General features: G+C 71.1%; 16 protein-coding genes. 10 read left to right on the top strand and 6 right to left on the bottom strand.

Annotated elements, in window-relative coordinates; genetic code table 11:
• Positions 1 to 150 precede the first annotated feature (150 nt).
• Genes RC2_RS02895 through RC2_RS02920 form a run of 6 tightly spaced genes read right to left on the bottom strand, consistent with a single transcriptional unit; the run spans position 151 to position 5852 of the window.
• A complete protein-coding gene (locus RC2_RS02895) occupies positions 151 to 1350 on the bottom strand; it encodes an ABC transporter permease (RefSeq protein ID WP_068151108.1) in 1200 nt (399 codons plus the stop codon).
• Complete coding sequence (locus RC2_RS02900; RefSeq protein WP_068151111.1) at positions 1347 to 2243, bottom strand: ABC transporter ATP-binding protein; 897 nt, start codon at positions 2241 to 2243, stop codon at positions 1347 to 1349. Before RC2_RS02900 ends, RC2_RS02895 begins: the two co-directional genes overlap by 4 nt.
• The gene (locus RC2_RS02905) at positions 2240 to 2797 is read right to left on the bottom strand and encodes a hypothetical protein (protein WP_068151114.1); all 558 of its coding nucleotides are present in this window, start codon (positions 2795 to 2797) and stop codon (positions 2240 to 2242) included. Before RC2_RS02905 ends, RC2_RS02900 begins: the two co-directional genes overlap by 4 nt.
• The gene (locus RC2_RS02910; RefSeq protein WP_068151118.1) at positions 2794 to 3078 is read right to left on the bottom strand and encodes a helix-turn-helix transcriptional regulator; all 285 of its coding nucleotides are present in this window, start codon (positions 3076 to 3078) and stop codon (positions 2794 to 2796) included. Before RC2_RS02910 ends, RC2_RS02905 begins: the two co-directional genes overlap by 4 nt.
• Positions 3079 to 3132: 54 nt before the next feature.
• Positions 3133 to 4767, bottom strand: a complete 1635-nt coding sequence (locus tag RC2_RS02915; protein WP_068151120.1) for an ABC-F family ATP-binding cassette domain-containing protein — start codon at positions 4765 to 4767, stop codon at positions 3133 to 3135.
• Positions 4764 to 5852, bottom strand: a complete 1089-nt coding sequence (locus RC2_RS02920) for an NAD(P)-binding domain-containing protein (protein ID WP_068151122.1) — start codon at positions 5850 to 5852, stop codon at positions 4764 to 4766. Before RC2_RS02920 ends, RC2_RS02915 begins: the two co-directional genes overlap by 4 nt.
• A gap of 29 nt (positions 5853 to 5881) precedes the next feature.
• Here RC2_RS02920 and RC2_RS02925 point away from each other — a divergent pair, with 29 nt between their 5' ends.
• The 10 genes from RC2_RS02925 (at position 5882) to RC2_RS02970 (ending at position 15406) form a co-directional block, all read left to right on the top strand.
• The gene (locus RC2_RS02925) at positions 5882 to 6613 is read left to right on the top strand and encodes an enoyl-CoA hydratase (RefSeq protein ID WP_068151125.1); all 732 of its coding nucleotides are present in this window, start codon (positions 5882 to 5884) and stop codon (positions 6611 to 6613) included.
• A gap of 7 nt (positions 6614 to 6620) precedes the next feature.
• Positions 6621 to 7730 (top strand): MBL fold metallo-hydrolase, encoded by a 1110-nt coding sequence (locus tag RC2_RS02930; protein WP_068151128.1) that lies wholly within the window; start codon positions 6621 to 6623, stop codon positions 7728 to 7730.
• Between the two features lie 10 nt (positions 7731 to 7740).
• Positions 7741 to 7929: an antitoxin gene (locus RC2_RS02935; protein WP_068102814.1), complete on the top strand. Its 189-nt coding sequence runs from the start codon at positions 7741 to 7743 to the stop codon at positions 7927 to 7929.
• Positions 7930 to 7965: 36 nt separating this feature from the next.
• Complete coding sequence (locus tag RC2_RS02940; RefSeq protein WP_068151131.1) at positions 7966 to 9591, top strand: Na+/H+ antiporter; 1626 nt, start codon at positions 7966 to 7968, stop codon at positions 9589 to 9591.
• Positions 9592 to 9597: 6 nt separating this feature from the next.
• Positions 9598 to 10821: an alpha/beta hydrolase gene (locus RC2_RS02945; protein WP_068151136.1), complete on the top strand. Its 1224-nt coding sequence runs from the start codon at positions 9598 to 9600 to the stop codon at positions 10819 to 10821.
• Positions 10818 to 11972 carry a sensor histidine kinase gene (locus tag RC2_RS02950; protein WP_371829117.1) on the top strand — a complete coding sequence of 385 codons (1155 nt, stop codon included), beginning with the start codon at positions 10818 to 10820 and terminating at the stop codon, positions 11970 to 11972. The genes RC2_RS02945 and RC2_RS02950 overlap by 4 nt, the downstream gene beginning before the upstream one ends.
• 32 nt (positions 11973 to 12004) lie before the next feature.
• Complete coding sequence (locus tag RC2_RS02955) at positions 12005 to 12796, top strand: LytR/AlgR family response regulator transcription factor (protein ID WP_245810934.1); 792 nt, start codon at positions 12005 to 12007, stop codon at positions 12794 to 12796.
• 1 nt (position 12797) lies between these two features.
• Positions 12798 to 13163: a hypothetical protein gene (locus RC2_RS02960; protein WP_068153369.1), complete on the top strand. Its 366-nt coding sequence runs from the start codon at positions 12798 to 12800 to the stop codon at positions 13161 to 13163.
• 4 nt (positions 13164 to 13167) lie between these two features.
• Complete coding sequence (locus tag RC2_RS02965; RefSeq protein WP_245810935.1) at positions 13168 to 14898, top strand: sodium/solute symporter; 1731 nt, start codon at positions 13168 to 13170, stop codon at positions 14896 to 14898.
• Between the two features lie 145 nt (positions 14899 to 15043).
• Positions 15044 to 15406, top strand: a complete 363-nt coding sequence (locus RC2_RS02970) for a DUF485 domain-containing protein (RefSeq protein ID WP_068152417.1) — start codon at positions 15044 to 15046, stop codon at positions 15404 to 15406.
• The last annotated feature ends 8 nt before the right edge of the window (positions 15407 to 15414 follow it).

A 15414-nucleotide genomic window follows, 5' to 3' on the forward strand; every position in this document is an offset into this window, starting at 1 on the left:
GGGTGCGCCCTGAGCTCAGACTGAACCACAGTGGCCGGGGATTGCGAGAACCTGCGCGGGTTCTGGTCACGCGCGCAGGTTGCAACCGGTGAGGGTGGCGGGAACCTGCGCGGGGTGCGGCCGGTGCACCCGACCGCAACCCGACCACCGTCAGCGCCCGAGGGCTTCCTTCCACGACACGGTCCGCCCGATGCGCAGGATGGAGCGCTGGTAGACCTTCGCGGCGACGACGGCGAGGAGGAGGGTCGCGAGGATCATCAGCACGATGGTGCCGACGATCTGCACCGGCTCGGCGACCCCGGCGGCGATGCGGAGCGGCATGAGGATCGCGGAGAACGGCGGGATCCAGGACAGCACGGTCGGCAGGGTGCCGGCGGGGTTGTCGATGGACGAGAACGCCGCGAAGAACATGGCGAGGATGACGATCAGCAACGGCATCGTCGTCGAGTTCACGTCCTCCTGCCGGGAGACCATGGATCCGCCGGCGGCGTAGAGGACGGCGAAGAACGCGTAGCCGAGCACGAACCAGCCGAGGGTGGAGACGAACACGCCGACGGCGGCGCCGGTGACGGTGAGGACGCCGGTGGCGGTGCCGGCGATCAGACCGGCGGCACCGTAGGCGGCCAGCTGCACCAGGCCGACGGCGCCGATGCCGAGCACCTTGCCCCACAACAACTGCAGCGGTCGCACGGTGGACAGCAGCAGTTCGACCACGCGCGAGGACTTCTCCTCGACCACACCCATGGCGACGTACATGCCGAAGGTGATGATCTGCGTGTACAGCAGAATGACGGCCACGAAGCTGAGGGCGAGGCGCTGCCCGCGGTCCTCGTCGGGCGGGTCGAGGGCGTCGACGGTGACGGTGGCTCCGGCGGCCGCCCTGGCGACGGCGGCGGGATCGACGCCCTCGGCGGTGAGTGCGTCGTTCTGCGCCTGCGTGGCGACGGCACTGTCCAGCACGGTCTTCAGGCCGCCGGTCACCTCCTCCTTGGTGATGGCGGTGACCGCGCCGGCCTGTCCGGGGACGACGGCGACGTCGACGGTGCCGTTCTCGACCTGAGCGCGGGCGTCGTCCGCGTCGGTGAGGGTGCGGACGTCGACGGGTGTGCCGAGTTGGTCGCCGACGGCGGTGATGGTGTCGCCGAGGGCGGTGGTGCCGACGACGCCGACGGGGGTGCGCTCGGTGTCGCCGTCGCCTCCGGAGAAGAGGGAGAAGGCGACGATGCCGCCGACGATGACGAGCAGCACGATGGCGTTGGAGATCAGGAAGCTCTTCTTGCGGACCTGGACGTCGAATTCACGACGGGCGACCAGCGCGATGGCGCGGCGCGAGGACAGTTGCTCGGTCATGCGACGACCTCTCGGTACAGATCGGTGAGGGAGGGCAGGGTGCGGGCGAACTCGTGTACGGGGCCGGTGGCCAGCGCGGCGGCGAGGATCGCCTGATCGTCGGCGTTCTCGCCGAGTGCCAGTGCGGTGCGGCCGTTCTCGTGCGAGACGGTGGTGACGCCGGGGAGGTGGTCCGCCCAGCCGGCGGGTGCGTCGGGTGCGTGGACGGTGAGGGTGGTGCCGTCGCGGCCGCGCAGTTCGTCGACGGGTCCGACGGCTTTCATCCGTCCACCGCCGATGATGCCGACGCGGTGGCAGAGGCGTTGCACGAGGTCGAGTTGGTGACTGGAGAACAGCACGGGCACACCGGCGTTCGCCTTCTCGAGCAGCACGTCGCTCATGGTGTCGACGGCCACCGGGTCGAGCCCGGAGAAGGGTTCGTCGAGCACGAGGACGGCCGGGTCGTGGACCAGGGCGGCGGCGAGCTGGACGCGCTGCTGGTTGCCCAGGGACAGCGAGTCGACGGTGTCGTTCACGCGCCCCTCGATGCCGAGGCGCTCGGTCCACCGCTGGACCGCCGCGGTGGCGTCGGACCGGGACAGTCCGTGCAACTCGGCCAGGTAGCGAAGCTGGTTGCCCACCTTCATCTTCGGGTAGAGGCCACGTTCCTCGGGCATGTAGCCGACGGTGCGGCGCACCTCGAGGTCGATGGGACGCCCGTCGATGCGGGCCTCGCCGGCGTCGGCGGAGAGCACGCCCAGGGTGATACGCATCGTCGTGGTCTTGCCCGCGCCGTTGCTGCCGACGAAGCCGAAGACCTCGCCGGGGTGAACGGTGAAGCCGACGCCGTCGAGAGCCACGGTGTCGCCGTAGCGTTTGCGCAGGCCGTCGATCTCGAGGGTGGAGCCGTTCATGCCGTGCCCTTTCGATAGGTGTCCGATTCATCCTCGGGGTCCGGATCGGGTCGTGTCCATGCCAACACGGCGGTGGCGCTGCAACCGCCGATCAACAAGCACGCGAGCACGAGAATCGAGCCCGAGGTCGCGAGGGTCGTGCCGTCCATCCATTCCCAGCGTGATCCGAGGTAGAGGTAGAACGCGGGAACGAGGGTGAGGGTCTGGGTGATCGTCAGAGCGAGGGATCGAGCCTCGTTGCGCTGAGCCAACTCTCGCTCGTCGAGAGCGCCGGTGGGACTGTCCCCCCGCTCGGAGACGATCTGCAGGGCCGTCCACACCGGGGTGAAGATCGCGCACAGTCCGGCGAAGATGAGGACGCCGGGGGTCGGAGCGAACGCCGCGGCCACCCCCGCGGCGATCATGGCGGCGAACACGGCTCCCAACAGGACGACGAGCAGCCGCCGTCGGGCGTGGGTGCGCCACCCGCGCAGCCAGTGCGCGGTCTGCTCCTGACGCTGCAGGTATTTCCGAGTGCGGCGTGCCTGGTAGCGGTCGAACACGGTGTCGCTCATCGTTCACCTTCCGTCGTGGTCGGGCGTCGATAGACCTCGGCCGACAGCGGGCCGAACTCGGTCCGGGAGAAGACGGCTTCCACGGGGAGGTCGAAGACGTCGCAGATGCGTAGGGCGAGGTCCAGGCTCGGGTAGTGATCACCACGCTCGAGCGCGCCGACGGTCTGGGGATTGACCTCCACCAGGTCGGCCAACTGCGCTCGCGTCATGCGCCGTTCGGCGCGTAGGACGCCGATGCGGTTGTGGATGGGGAGAGTTGTTCCCCGCTTGACCGGGCTCATGTATCGAAGTGTTGTAAAAACCCAACGACTTGTCAACCCTACCGACGAAAAGGGTCAGTCCTCCCGCAGCTGCCCCTGGTCGACGGTCCATCGACGCGTGCTGGTCACCGCGTCCAACATGCGGCGGTCGTGGGTCACCAGCAGCAGGGTGCCCTCGTACGTCGCCAGCGCCGCCTCGAGCTGCTCGATCGCGGGCACGTCCAGGTGGTTGGTCGGCTCGTCGAGCACCAACAGGTTGACCCCGCGCGCCTGCAGCAGGGCCAGGCTCGCGCGGGTCCGCAGACCGGGGGAGAGGGTGTGCGCCGGGTGCAGCGCCGCATCCCCGCGCAACCCGAACTTGGCGACGAGCGTGCGGACGTCCGCGTCCGGCCACTCCGGCACCGCGGCAGAGAGCACCTCGGCCACCGACCGATCGCCGGCGAAGGCCGACCGCGCCTGATCCATCTCCCCGATCGCGACGCCCGATCCGAGACTCACCGAGCCCGACGTCGGCGCCACCCGCCCCAGAATCAGGTGCAGCAAAGTCGTTTTCCCGGATCCGTTCGCGCCCGTGACGACGATGCGATCCCCGGCGTCGATCTGCGCGGTGATCGGCCCGAGTCGGAACCGGTCGCGATCGATCACCGCGTCGCGCAGCGTGGCCACCACCGTCCCGCTCCGAGGCGCCGCGGCGATCTCCATCCGCAGCTCCCACTCCTTGCGCGGCTCCTCCACCACCTCGAGTCGCTCGATGCGTCGTTGGGTCTGACGGGCTTTCGCCGCCTGCTTCTCGGTCGACTCGGCTCGGACCTTGCGTCCGGCCTTGTCGTTGTCCGGCGCTTTACGACGGGCGTTGCGCACGCCGTGCTCGAGCCAGTTGCGTTGCATGCGGGCGCGGTCCTCGAGGCCCGCTCGGGTGTCGGCGTACTCCTCGTACTCCTCGCGGGCGTGCCGACGGGCGACGGCGCGTTCGACGAGGTAGGCCTCGTACCCGCCGTCGTACACCGCGATGCGCTGCTGGGCGAGGTCGAGTTCGACGATGCCGGTGACGGTGCGGGCGAGGAACTCTCGGTCGTGGCTGACGATCATCACGGCGCATCGGGCGTCGGTCACGAACCGCTCGAGCCGGTCGAGTCCGGCCAGGTCGAGATCGTTGGTCGGCTCGTCGAGCAGGAGAACGTCGTAGCGGGCGAGCAGGATCGCCGCGAGGGACACCCGAGCGGCCTGACCGCCGGAGAGCGAGGTCATGGGCGCGTCGACGTCGACCGCGAGGCCCAGTTCGGCGAGCACCGCGTCCGTCCGCTCGGCCAGATCCGCGCCGCCGAGGGCGAGCCATCGTTCCAGCGCGGGCGTGTAGGTGTCCGCGCCGTCACCACTGCCCAGTGCTTCGGCGGCGGCGTTCATCGCGTCCTCGGCCCCGCGAACGCCGGTGCGCCGCTGCAGGAACGCGGCGATCGTCTCGTTCGGAACGGTGCCGGGCTCCTGGGCGAGGTACCCCACGGTGGCGTCGGACGGGGTGAGGGTGACGGTGCCGTCGTACTCGGCGTCGGAGACGCCCGCCGCGATGGTCAGCAGGGTCGACTTGCCGGCGCCGTTCGCGCCGACGAGTCCCATCACCTGGCCGGGTCCGACGGTGAGGTCGAGTCCGGAGAAGAGTGTGCGCTCCCCGCGATACGCGGCGAGTCCGTCGAGGCGCAGGACGGCGGTCATCGTGTTCCCAATTCGGTCAGCAGTTCTCGGACGGCGACGCGCCCGGCTCGGTTGGCGCCGATGGTGCTCGCGGACGGACCGTAGCCGATCAGATGGACGGTGGGACGCGCGGCGACCCGGGTGGGCACGGCGCCGTCGAGCACGATCCCGCCGCCCGGCCCGCGCAGGCGCAGCGGCGCGAGATGGTCGAGCGCGCTGCGAAATCCGGTGGCCCACAGGATGACGTCGGCCGCGCGCTCCGCACCGTCGGCCCACCGCACCCCGGTCGGAGTGATCGCGTCGAACATCGGGAACCGGCGCAGCGCACCGCGATCACGGGCCGCACGCAGTGCCGGGGTGAGCAGCAGTCCCGTCACCGACACCACGGATCCGGGCGGCAGACCGGCCCGCACCCGCTCCTCCACGCGGGCGACGGCGGCTCGGCCCTGCTCCGGACCGAACTCGCCCTCCACGAAGTGCGGTTCGCGACGGGTCACCCAGGTGGTGGTGGTCACCTGCGAGATCTCGTCGAGCAACTGCACGGCCGAGATGCCGCCGCCGACCACGACGACGTGCTGTCCGCGGAACTCGTCGGCGGTGGCGTAGTCCCTCGTGTGCAGCTGCCGCCCGCGGAAGGTCGCCGCACCCGGGTAGACGGGGACGAAGGGGTGCTCCCAGGTTCCGGTGGCGTTGATCAGCCCGCGGGCGGAGACCACCCCGCCCTCGGCTTCGACGCGATAGCGGGGACCGCGATCGCAGACCACCGACACCCGGCCGGGCCGACGCACGGGCAGCGCGAAACGGCGTTCGTACTCGGCGTAGTAGTGGGGAACCGCGGTCGACGCGGGCACGGCCGCCGGGTCGTCCTGCGGCGAGAGGGTGTCGGCGAACGCCAGACCGGGTAGGTCGTGCACCCCGTTGACCGTGGCCAGCGTGAGCGACGGCCACCGGAACTGCCACGCCCCACCCGGTCCCGGCGACCCGTCGAGGACGACGTGACCGCCCGGTCCCGTCAGGCCCGCGCGCTGCAGGAAGTACGACGCCGACAGCCCGGCCTGCCCGGCGCCGATCACCGCCACCTCGACCTCGCGCACAGCCTCCTGCATGCGTTCAGTACAGCAGGTAGGTTCGGCACGTGATCGGAACGAGTCGGCGCGCAGGCGTCCTGACGGTGGAGTTGCAACGCCCGGAGCGGCGCAACGCCCTGAACGCCGAGCTGTGCCGGGAATTGCAGGCGGCGGTGGAGGCGGCCCCGGCGGAGGGTGCCCGCGTCGTCGTGATCACCGGTCAGGGCAGCAGTTTCTGCGCCGGAGCGGACCTGACCGGGGACATCGCCGCCACCGAGTTCCCGGACGCGCTGGTGTCGCTGCACCGGTCGATCGAGAACCTGCCGATTCCGGTGGTGGCGGCCGTGAACGGGCCGGCGGTGGGCGCGGGGACCCAACTCGCACTGGCCGCCGACCTCCGGGTGGTCTCGCCCTCGGCGTTCTTCGCGATTCCCTCGACCCGGCTGGCGATCGCGGTCGATTCCTGGACGGTGCGTCGGCTGACGTCGCTGGCCGGCGGAGGCCCCGCGCGCACCGTTCTCCTGGGCGCGGAGCGGCTCACCGCGGAGGAGGCCCTGGCCTGCGGACTCGCCAACCGCCTCGGCGAGCCGAGCGACGCGCAGGAGTGGGCCGATCGCATCGCGACCCTCGCGCCGCTGTCGCTGCGGCATCTCAAGCTCGTGTTCAACGACGACGGCACGCGCGCCCCGGACACCGACGCCCAACAGGAGGCGTACCGGGCCGCCTGGGCCAGCGAGGACGCCGTCGAAGCGCGCACCGCACGCCGGGAGAAGCGTGACCCGGTGTTCCAGGGGAGGTAGCAGTCGAGTGAGGATCTCGAGGGCCGTGGCCGCCGTCGCGGCGGCAGCAGGGGCCGCGTGGGTGGGTTCGGCAGCGCGCGGGGTGCCGTCGTCGCTCGGCGCGAGCCGAGCGGCGGTGCGTCCCTACGCGGCCGCGTCGTCGCACTACCACAACGGCAGGTTCCACAACACCGCGCCGGCGTCCGTCGTCGATCCGGCCGAGCAGGCGAGCATCGGCATGGCGATGCTGCGTCGCGGCGACCGCGGCAAGCCCCCACGCCCGGTTCCGCTGGCCACCCCTCTCGCACCGGCCGACGCCGCGGATCTCGCGGCCACCTGGTTCGGGCATTCGTCGGTGATCGTCGAGATCGACGGCCGCCGCGTGTTGACCGACCCGGTGTGGAGTCGACGCGTGTCCCCGTCGCGCGTGGTGGGACCGTCGCGGCTGCATCCCGTTCCCGTTGCCCTGGAAGCCCTTCCGCCGATCGACGCGATCCTGATATCGCACGACCACTACGACCATCTCGACCGCGACACCGTCGCCACGTTGGTCCGGACCCAGCAGTCGCCGTTCCTCGTCCCGTTGGGCGTGGGTGCCCATCTGCGGCGGTGGGGGGTGCCGGAGGACCGGATCGTGGAGCTGGACTGGAACGACGGCAGCGCCGTCGCCGGGCTGCGGATCACCTGTCTCGAGGCGCGCCACTTCTCGGGCCGTACGTTCGCTCGCGACCTCACGCAGTGGGCGTCGTGGTCGGTGGTCGGCCCGGAGCACCGTGCGTTCTTCGGCGGCGACACCGGATACACCGAGGCGTTCGGCGACATCGGATCCCGTCTCGGGCCGTTCGATCTCACGCTTCTGCCCATCGGGGCCTACGACGTCCGCTGGCCGGACATCCATATGAACCCCGAGGAGGCCGTTCGGGCCCACGCCGCGCTGCAGGGCGGGCGCTCGGACGCCGGTGTCCTTCTCCCCGTGCACTGGGGCACGTTCGATCTGGCGTTCCATTCCTGGGCCGAGCCGGTGGAGCGGCTCCTCGCCGCCGCGGACCCGGTGTCCACGTCGGTGGTGGTCCCGATGGTGGGCCAGCGCGTGGATCTGATTCGGCCGCAGCCCGGCCGCCGATGGTGGACGACGTAAACTGGGCGCCATGGCATTCGCGGACGAGTTGAAGAAGCTGATCGGCAAGGGCAAGCAGGCCGCTGCGCAGAACTCCGACAAGATCGAGCAGGCCGTGGACAAGGCCGCCGACTTCGCGGACAAGAAGACCGGCGGCAAGTACGCCCAGCAGATCGACAAGGTGCAGGACGCCGCGAAGAAGGCGATCCCGGACAAGTGACCCGGTAGATCACCGGCGCTCGGGTAGTCGATCCGTATGGACGGCTGGCTCCTGCTTCTCGTGGTCGCGGGCGCCGTCGTCGTCGCAGGTTTCGCACGTCGGCTCGACCTCCAGGTGCCGTTGGTCCTGGTGGCGGTGGGCTCGGTCGCCTCGTTCGTCCCCGGCCTGCCGCGGCCGGCGCTCGACCCGGAACTGCTTCTGGGCGTGATCCTTCCGCCGTTGCTGTACTCGGCGGCGATCGACTTCTCCTTCGCGTCCTTCCGACGCAACCTGCGGGCGATCGTGCGGCTGGGAGTCGGACTGGTGGTGGTCACGACCGTCGCGGTCGGCTTCTTCTCGTCGTGGTTGGTGCCCGAACTCACCCTCGGCGCCGCCCTGGTTCTGGGGGCCGTGGTCGCGCCGCCCGACGCCGTGTCGGCGGTGGCCGTCGGGCGCCGACTCGGCCTCCCGCACCGCATGATGTCCATCCTGACGGGGGAGTCGCTGGTCAACGACGCCGCCGCCCTCACCCTGTTCACCATTGCGGTGGCGTCGGTGACGGGCAACCGTATCGACCTCGAACCGCCGATCCTGTTCTTCGCCTTCGAGGTGGTCGTCGGTGTCGCGGTCGGCTGGATCATCGGCGTGGCGGTCCGATTCGTCCGGCGTCACCTCGCCGACAGCGCCCTCGAGACCGTCCTCGGCATCATCGTTCCCTTCGCTGCCTACCTCGCGGCGGAGCAGCTGCACTCGTCGGGTGTGCTCGCCGTCGTCACGGCCGGTTTCGTCCTGGGGTCGGCGCGCAGTTCCGACGCGATCCCCACCCGCATCCAGGAACGCCAGGTGTGGCGGACGCTCGACCTGGTCCTCGAGACGTTCGTGTTCTCGTACATGGGCCTGCAACTGAAGTTCGTCGTCGACGATCTGCGGCAGGAGGGACTGCCCGTCCACCACGTCTTCCTGTACGGCCTGCTGGTGTTGCTCCTGGTCATGACGGTGCGGCCGCTCGCGCTGTTCGTCGGCACGACGCTGAGGCGAGTGGGAAATCGGATCCGGTCGAGACCGCACTCCGAGCTGAGCTGGACGCAGACCCTGGTGTTGTCCTGGGCCGGTATGCGCGGTGTGGTCACCCTCGCCGCCGCGGCCGGTGTGCCGTTCGTGACCGCCTCGGGGGCGGATTTCCCCGGCCGCGGCGTCATCTCGGCCATCGCGTTCACCGTGGCGGTGGGGACCCTGCTGATCCAGGGCATCACCCTGCCGATGGTCATCCGACGTCTCGACATCGCCGACCCCGCGGAGATGCGCTACGTCGACGAGCAGCGCGCGCTGGCGCGTCGCATCTCGCGACGAGCCGTCGTCGACTGCCTCGACGAGGCGCGGCGATCCCTGAAGGGCACCGACGCCGAGGGCGTGGTCGACCGCGTGCGTCGTGTCACCCTCGCCCGTCTCGAGGCCGACGAGACGGAGGACGCGCAGCAGCCCGCCGACCGGTTCTCGGCCACCAGCGCCGCATTCGATCGGTGGCGACGGACGGTGCTGGTCCGTCAACGCGAGGCGTTGCTCGACGCGCGTGATCGCGGCGAACTCGACGACGAGGTGTTGCGTACCGTGTTGGACGGGCTCGACATCGAGCAGGCCGCGACCGAGACCCGGTTGCAGCGATTCACCACCGAGAGGGGCTGACGGACAGTGCGGTACCGCCGGACGTTCGGGACGATCGCGGCGGCCGCGGTTCTGGTGGTGTCGGGGTGTGGGACCCCCACGACGTCCTCGTCTCCCACGGGGTCGGCCGCCGGCACGACGACCGCCGTCCCCACCACCCCCGCGCCGCAGGGCGACGAGCGGGGTGCCGTCCTCTCGGACGTGGTGTTGGGACAGGTCGATCAGAGTGTCACGGCCCTCGGTGCCACTGCGCACCGCATCTCCTACCGCTCGACCTCCGGGCTCGACGGCAGCGGAGTGGAGGTCACGGGCACCGTGTTCGTGCCGGGTGGACTGCCGCCCGCGGGCGGCTGGCCGGTGGTGTCCGTGGCCCACGGCACCACCGGAGTGACCGACGAGTGCGCACCGTCGCTGTACCCGAACCTCTTGGGCGCCATCGGCATGGTGACGCCGTTCCTCGAGCGCGGCGCGGTGGTGACCGTGAGCGACTACCAGGGGCTCGGCAGTCCCGGTCCGCACCCGTACCTCGATGCGCCGTCCGCCGGATACGACGTCGTCGACGCGGTCCGCGCGGCTCGGAACGTGGTGCCCGGCACGGGAACCCGGTGGGCTGCGATCGGAGTCTCCCAGGGTGGCCAGGCGACGTGGGCGGCCAACGAGATGGCCGCGGACTACGGCGACGGCCTCGAGCTGGTCGGCACCGCGAACCTCTCGCCTGCCGCCGACCTCCGCGCGATCGCCCCGCCGGAGGGGCTCGGCGACCTCACACTGCCCCAGCGCGGCATCCTCCCGTTCGTGGTCGAGGGCTTCCTGGTCTCGCACCCGCAGTACCGCGACTCCGACTTCCTCTCCGGCGGTCTGCTCGCGGGGAAGGACGTCCTGCTCGCGTGCACCGGTCCGTTGGCCGCGGAGAAACTGACGGCGGTGGCCGCGATCGGTCCCGACGACGTCCGCCCGAGTTCGCCGGAGGCCTACGCCGCGATGCGAGACTGGTTGGGGCAGAACGCGTTCCCCATGACGGGCGCCACCGCCCCGATGATGGTCCTGGTCGGCGGCCGGGACAATCTGGTCGAACCGGAGTGGACCGAGCAGGCGTCGCGCGCCGCGTGCGCCGAGGGCGACCGGCTCGATTTCCGGTTCCGTCCCGAGCAGGGGCATGCCGACGCGGCCGCGACCACGGAAGCCGTCGAGTGGGTGACCGAGCGCTTCCTCGGTGCCCCGTCGGCGAACACGTGTGATCTGCTCTCGTGACCGCGACGACGACGGTGGTCCTCGTCGCGATCGTCGCGATGGTGGTCGCCGCCGTCGTCGTCATCACGCGGCGGGGCACCCGGCCCCTGACCACCCCCACCGAACGGGCGGTGCATGCCGCCCTGTCGACGGCGTCGTCCGCCGCCCGCCCGCTGCGCCGCGGACTCGACGCCGACTCCGCTGCCGACGCGGCGCCCCACCTGCGCACCCTGACGGGCGCCCACGCGGTCGTCGTCGCCGGCCCGGACGGCACGGTGCTCGCGGTCAACGGGCCGGCCGACGAGGAGACCGTGGACTTTCCGACCACCGCGCGTCGGGCGATCGACACCGAACGGCGGGTGCTGGTCCGACGGGCCACCCGCTCCGTCGTCGTCCAACCGGTGCTCACCGAATCCGCCGGGGTGGTCTGCGTGCTCGGTGTGGTGACGGCGGCCGAACCGGGGCCCGGCCTGCTCGGCGTCTGCACCGAGGTGGCGCGGTACGTGGGTGAGCAGCTCGAACTGGCCGAGCTCGATGCCGGCCGTGCGCGTCTCGACCGCGCCGAGGTCCGTGCACTGCGGGCGCAGATCAGCCCGCACTTCATCTACAACGCCCTGACCACGGTGGCATCGTTCGTGCGGACCGATCCGGACCGCGCGCGCGAACTGGTACTCGAGTTCGCCGACTTCACCCGCTATTCCTTCCGCTCCGCCGGCGAGTACACGGTCCTGGCGGACGAGCTGCGCAACATCGACCGGTACCTGACCCTCGAGCGCGCCCGCTTCGGTGATTCGCTCGATGTGACCCTGCAGATCGCGCCGGAGGTCCTGGGCGTGGTGGTGCCGTTCCTGGCTCTGCAGCCGCTGGTGGAGAACGCCGTCCGGCACGGTGTGGCCGGCCGCGGACGAGGACGCATCACGATCGTCGCGGCCGACGCCGGGACCGACGCCGCGATCAGCGTCGAGGACGACGGGGTGGGCATGGATCCCGAACTCCTGCGCTCGGGCGACCTCGGCGCCGCGGAGGGTGTGCACGTGGGGTTGTCCAACGTCGACGACCGGCTGCGCGCCGCGTTCGGCAACGACTACGGCCTGGTCGTGGAGACGGCGCCGGACGCCGGGACGAAGGTGAGCATGCGCGTTCCGAAGTTCCGTCCCGGCATCCGGGCGTGAGATCGGGGTCCACATGGCACGATCGACGCATTGTGACCGACCATCACGGACTTCGCCTGCTCGCCGTCGACGACGAACGGCCCGCCCTCGACGAGTTGCTGTACCTGCTGCGTCGGCACCCGTCGGTCGAGGCCGTGCAGGGTGCGTCCGACGCCACCACCGCGCTGCGCCTCCTGCGGGACGAGCCTGTCGACGCGGTGTTCCTCGACATCGACATGCCCGGTCTCGACGGGCTCGAACTGGCCGGGGTGCTGCGCAATTTCGCGACGCCCCCGGCCGTCGTGTTCGTCACCGCCCACGACGATCGGGCGGTGGCGGCGTTCGAGATCGGCGCCGTGGACTACCTGCTCAAGCCCATCCGTGACGCCCGGTTGGCCGAGGCGGTCGGCCGCATCGTCGACCGAGCGGCGTCGGCGCCCGGGCCCGCGTCGCCGCCGCCCGCCGCCGACGCGGACGACGTCATCCCGGTGGAACTGGGCGGCGTGACCACGATGGTGCCGCGGTCGACGGTGCTGTGGGTGGAGGCCGAGGGCGATTACGCCCGATTGCACACCACGACGGGCACGCATCTGGTGCGCATCGCGCTCTCGGCGCTCGAGGCCCGCTGGGCCGATCACGGGTTTCTACGGGTGCATCGCTCCTATCTGGTCTCCGTGGCCCGCATCGGCGGAACCCGGACGGTCGGCTCCGGTGTGGTGGTCTGTCTACGCGGTCAGGGGGAGTGCCCGCCGGTCGAGTTGCCGGTCAGTCGGCGCCACACCCGGGAGCTGCGCGATCGGGTGGTGCGGGGGCCGCGTGCCGCACTCGTCGGTCGCGGGAGCTGACGTGCCGCCGCCGCGTGAACGCGTCGTGCTCGCCACCCGCCGCGGTGCCCGCATCGTGCGCACCCGGGTGGAGGTCGAGGAGCAGACCGCCGTCGGTGAAGCGATGGTGCGCGGGTTGATTCGTGCCCAGCTCGCGCTCGCCCTCCGCATGGCCGCGGTGGTGGTGCTGCTCGTCGGGCTGATCCCGTTGCTCTGGGTGGTCGCGCCGGCGGCGGGGACCGCGCGGCTGTGGGGTGTGGGAGTGCCCTGGTGGATCCTCGCCGTCGCGGCGTATCCCGTCCTGCTCGCGGTGGGGGTGGCGTTCGTGCGCGCGGCGGGACGCAACGAGCAGGAGTTCGCCGACCTGGTCGACGACCGGTGGCCCTGACGTGGTGAGCGCCGCGACCGTGGCGGCGGTGATCGCGTCGGCCGTCGCCACCGTCGGCGTCGGCGTGTACGGGGTGCGGCTCGCCCGGACGACGTCGGACTTCCTCGTCGCCTCCCGCAGCGTCGGCCCGCGATGGAATGCGGCGGCGGTGTCGGGGGAGTACCTGTCGGCGGCGTCGTTCCTCGGCGTGGCCGGGTTGATCGCGAAGTACGGTGCCGACGCGCTGTGGTACCCACTGGGTTTCACGGCCGGATACCTGGGGCTGTTGCTCTTCGTCTCGGCGCCGCTGCGTCGATCCGGTGCCTACACCGTGCCGGATTTCGCCGAGTTCCGGTTGGAGTCGCGGCGCCTGCGGACGCTGGCGATGTTGGTGGTCGCGGGCATCTGCGCGTTGTATCTGGTCCCGCAGCTCCAGGGCGCGGGTCTGACGCTGAACATCCTTCTGGGCGTGCCGAGTTGGGTGGGGGCGGCTGCGATCGGCCTGATCGTCATCGCCAACGTCGTCGGCGGCGGCATGCGGTCGGTGACGTTCGTGCAGGCGTTCCAGTACTGGCTCAAGCTCACCGCGGTCGCCGTTCCGGCGCTGGTCCTCGCGGTCCACTTCGTGGGGGACGCGCGCGAGATGGGCACGCCCGCACCGCCGTCCGTGGAGACGGCCACGACGGTCGAGATCAGTACCGACGTGGTGGTGCAGGTGCAGGCGGACCTTCCCGTCGTGGTGCGGGGGACCGTGGACGACGCGGCGGTCGACGGCCCGCTCACCCTGACGGCGGGAGACCACACGCTGGCGACGGGCACGTCACTGGAACTGCCGGCGGGGTCACCCGTTCCGGTGGTGGCGGGCGCACCCGTCGAGGGATCGGACTGGATGGCGCCGGGCAACGGCTTCGGCGGGCCGTTCCCGCTGTATCAGGTCTACTCGCTCATCCTCGCGACGTTCCTCGGCACGATGGGTCTGCCGCACGTGCTGGTGCGCTTCTACACCAACCCCGACGGCCCCGCGGCGCGGCGGACGGCCCTCACCGTCGTCGGGTTGCTCTCGCTCTTCTATCTCTTTCCGACACTGCTCGGCGTGTTCTCGCGCCTCTACGTCCCCCAACTCCTCATCACCGGTGCCTCCGACGCCGCCGTGCTGCTCCTGCCGTCCGCCGCGATCGGGGGAGCGGTCGGGACGGCGCTGGCCGCGCTGGTGGCGGCGGGGGCGATGGCGGCGTTCCTGTCGACGTCGTCGGGCCTGTTGGTGACCATCGCCGGCGTGCTCAGCACCGACGTGCTCCGGGGGCGGGTGCGGGATTTCCGGATCGCGGCGATCGTGGCGGGGGCGGGGCCGCTCGCCCTGTCGGTGGGACTGGTGACGCTGGACCTGTCCCGCACCGTCGGGCTCGTCTTCGCGGTGGCGGCCTCGACGCTCTGCCCACTGCTGGTGCTCGGCATCTGGTGGCGGGGACTGACGCCCGCAGGCGCCGCGGCCGGGCTGGTGGTGGGCGGGCTGCTCTCGACGGGAGCGGCCACGGTCGCGGTGCTCGGCGGGGTGCCGGACACCGTGCTGGGAGGCTGGGCACGGGCCGTCGTGGACTATCCCGCGGCGGTCAGCGTGCCCACGGCGTTCGCGGTGATGGTGGCGGTGTCGGTGCTGACGCGACGAACCGTGCCGGCCGGGATCGGTCGCATCATGTCCGCCATGCACGCACCCGAGCGGCTCGGGCTGGGCGAGGAACGACTGCGCGGACGGTGAGGATCGCCGACCGTTCGTCGTCGGTCGACGACCGCTCGGCGCACCGCCTCGCCCTTCGGCGTGTGACAGCGGCCACGCCCTTGTTCGTGTGACGACGGTCTCACTAGGTTCTGCGCAGTAGCTTTCCTCACCCGTAGGAGTCCCCGTGACAACCGCCAATGCCCGACCCGGCGCGACGCCCGAGCGTCGCACCCCCACCCCGCAGGACTTCGTCGAGATGCAGAACTCCCCGGAGTTCCAGCAGCTGCGGAAGCGTCTGCGCGGCTTCGTCTTCCCGATGGCCGCGTTCTTCCTCGTCTGGTACCTCGCCTACGTTCTCCTCGGCGCCTACGCGCACGACTTCATGGCGACCAAGGTCTTCGGCAACGTCAACGTCGGACTGCTGCTCGGTCTGGCCCAGTTCGTCACCACCTTCGTGATCACCGGCATCTACGTCCGCTTCGCGAACCGTGAAATCGATCCCAAGGCGGCCGCCATCCGCGCCGAACTCGAAGGAACCCCCCAGTGACACTCTCC

This window comes from Rhodococcoides corynebacterioides NBRC 14404 (genome assembly GCF_001894765.1).
Taxonomy (GTDB): domain Bacteria; phylum Actinomycetota; class Actinomycetes; order Mycobacteriales; family Mycobacteriaceae; genus Rhodococcoides; species Rhodococcoides corynebacterioides.

Coding starts and splice junctions, on each gene's coding strand:
- RC2_RS02900 (WP_068151111.1), bottom strand. CDS start 2,243: ATGAACGGCTCCACCCTCGAGATCGACGGCCTGCGCAAACGCTACGGC.
- RC2_RS02910 (WP_068151118.1), bottom strand. CDS start 3,078: ATGAGCCCGGTCAAGCGGGGAACAACTCTCCCCATCCACAACCGCATC.
- RC2_RS02920 (WP_068151122.1), bottom strand. CDS start 5,852: ATGCAGGAGGCTGTGCGCGAGGTCGAGGTGGCGGTGATCGGCGCCGGG.
- RC2_RS02940 (WP_068151131.1), top strand. CDS start 7,966: ATGGACGGCTGGCTCCTGCTTCTCGTGGTCGCGGGCGCCGTCGTCGTC.
- RC2_RS02915 (WP_068151120.1), bottom strand. CDS start 4,767: ATGACCGCCGTCCTGCGCCTCGACGGACTCGCCGCGTATCGCGGGGAG.
- RC2_RS02935 (WP_068102814.1), top strand. CDS start 7,741: ATGGCATTCGCGGACGAGTTGAAGAAGCTGATCGGCAAGGGCAAGCAG.
- RC2_RS02905 (WP_068151114.1), bottom strand. CDS start 2,797: ATGAGCGACACCGTGTTCGACCGCTACCAGGCACGCCGCACTCGGAAA.
- RC2_RS02895 (WP_068151108.1), bottom strand. CDS start 1,350: ATGACCGAGCAACTGTCCTCGCGCCGCGCCATCGCGCTGGTCGCCCGT.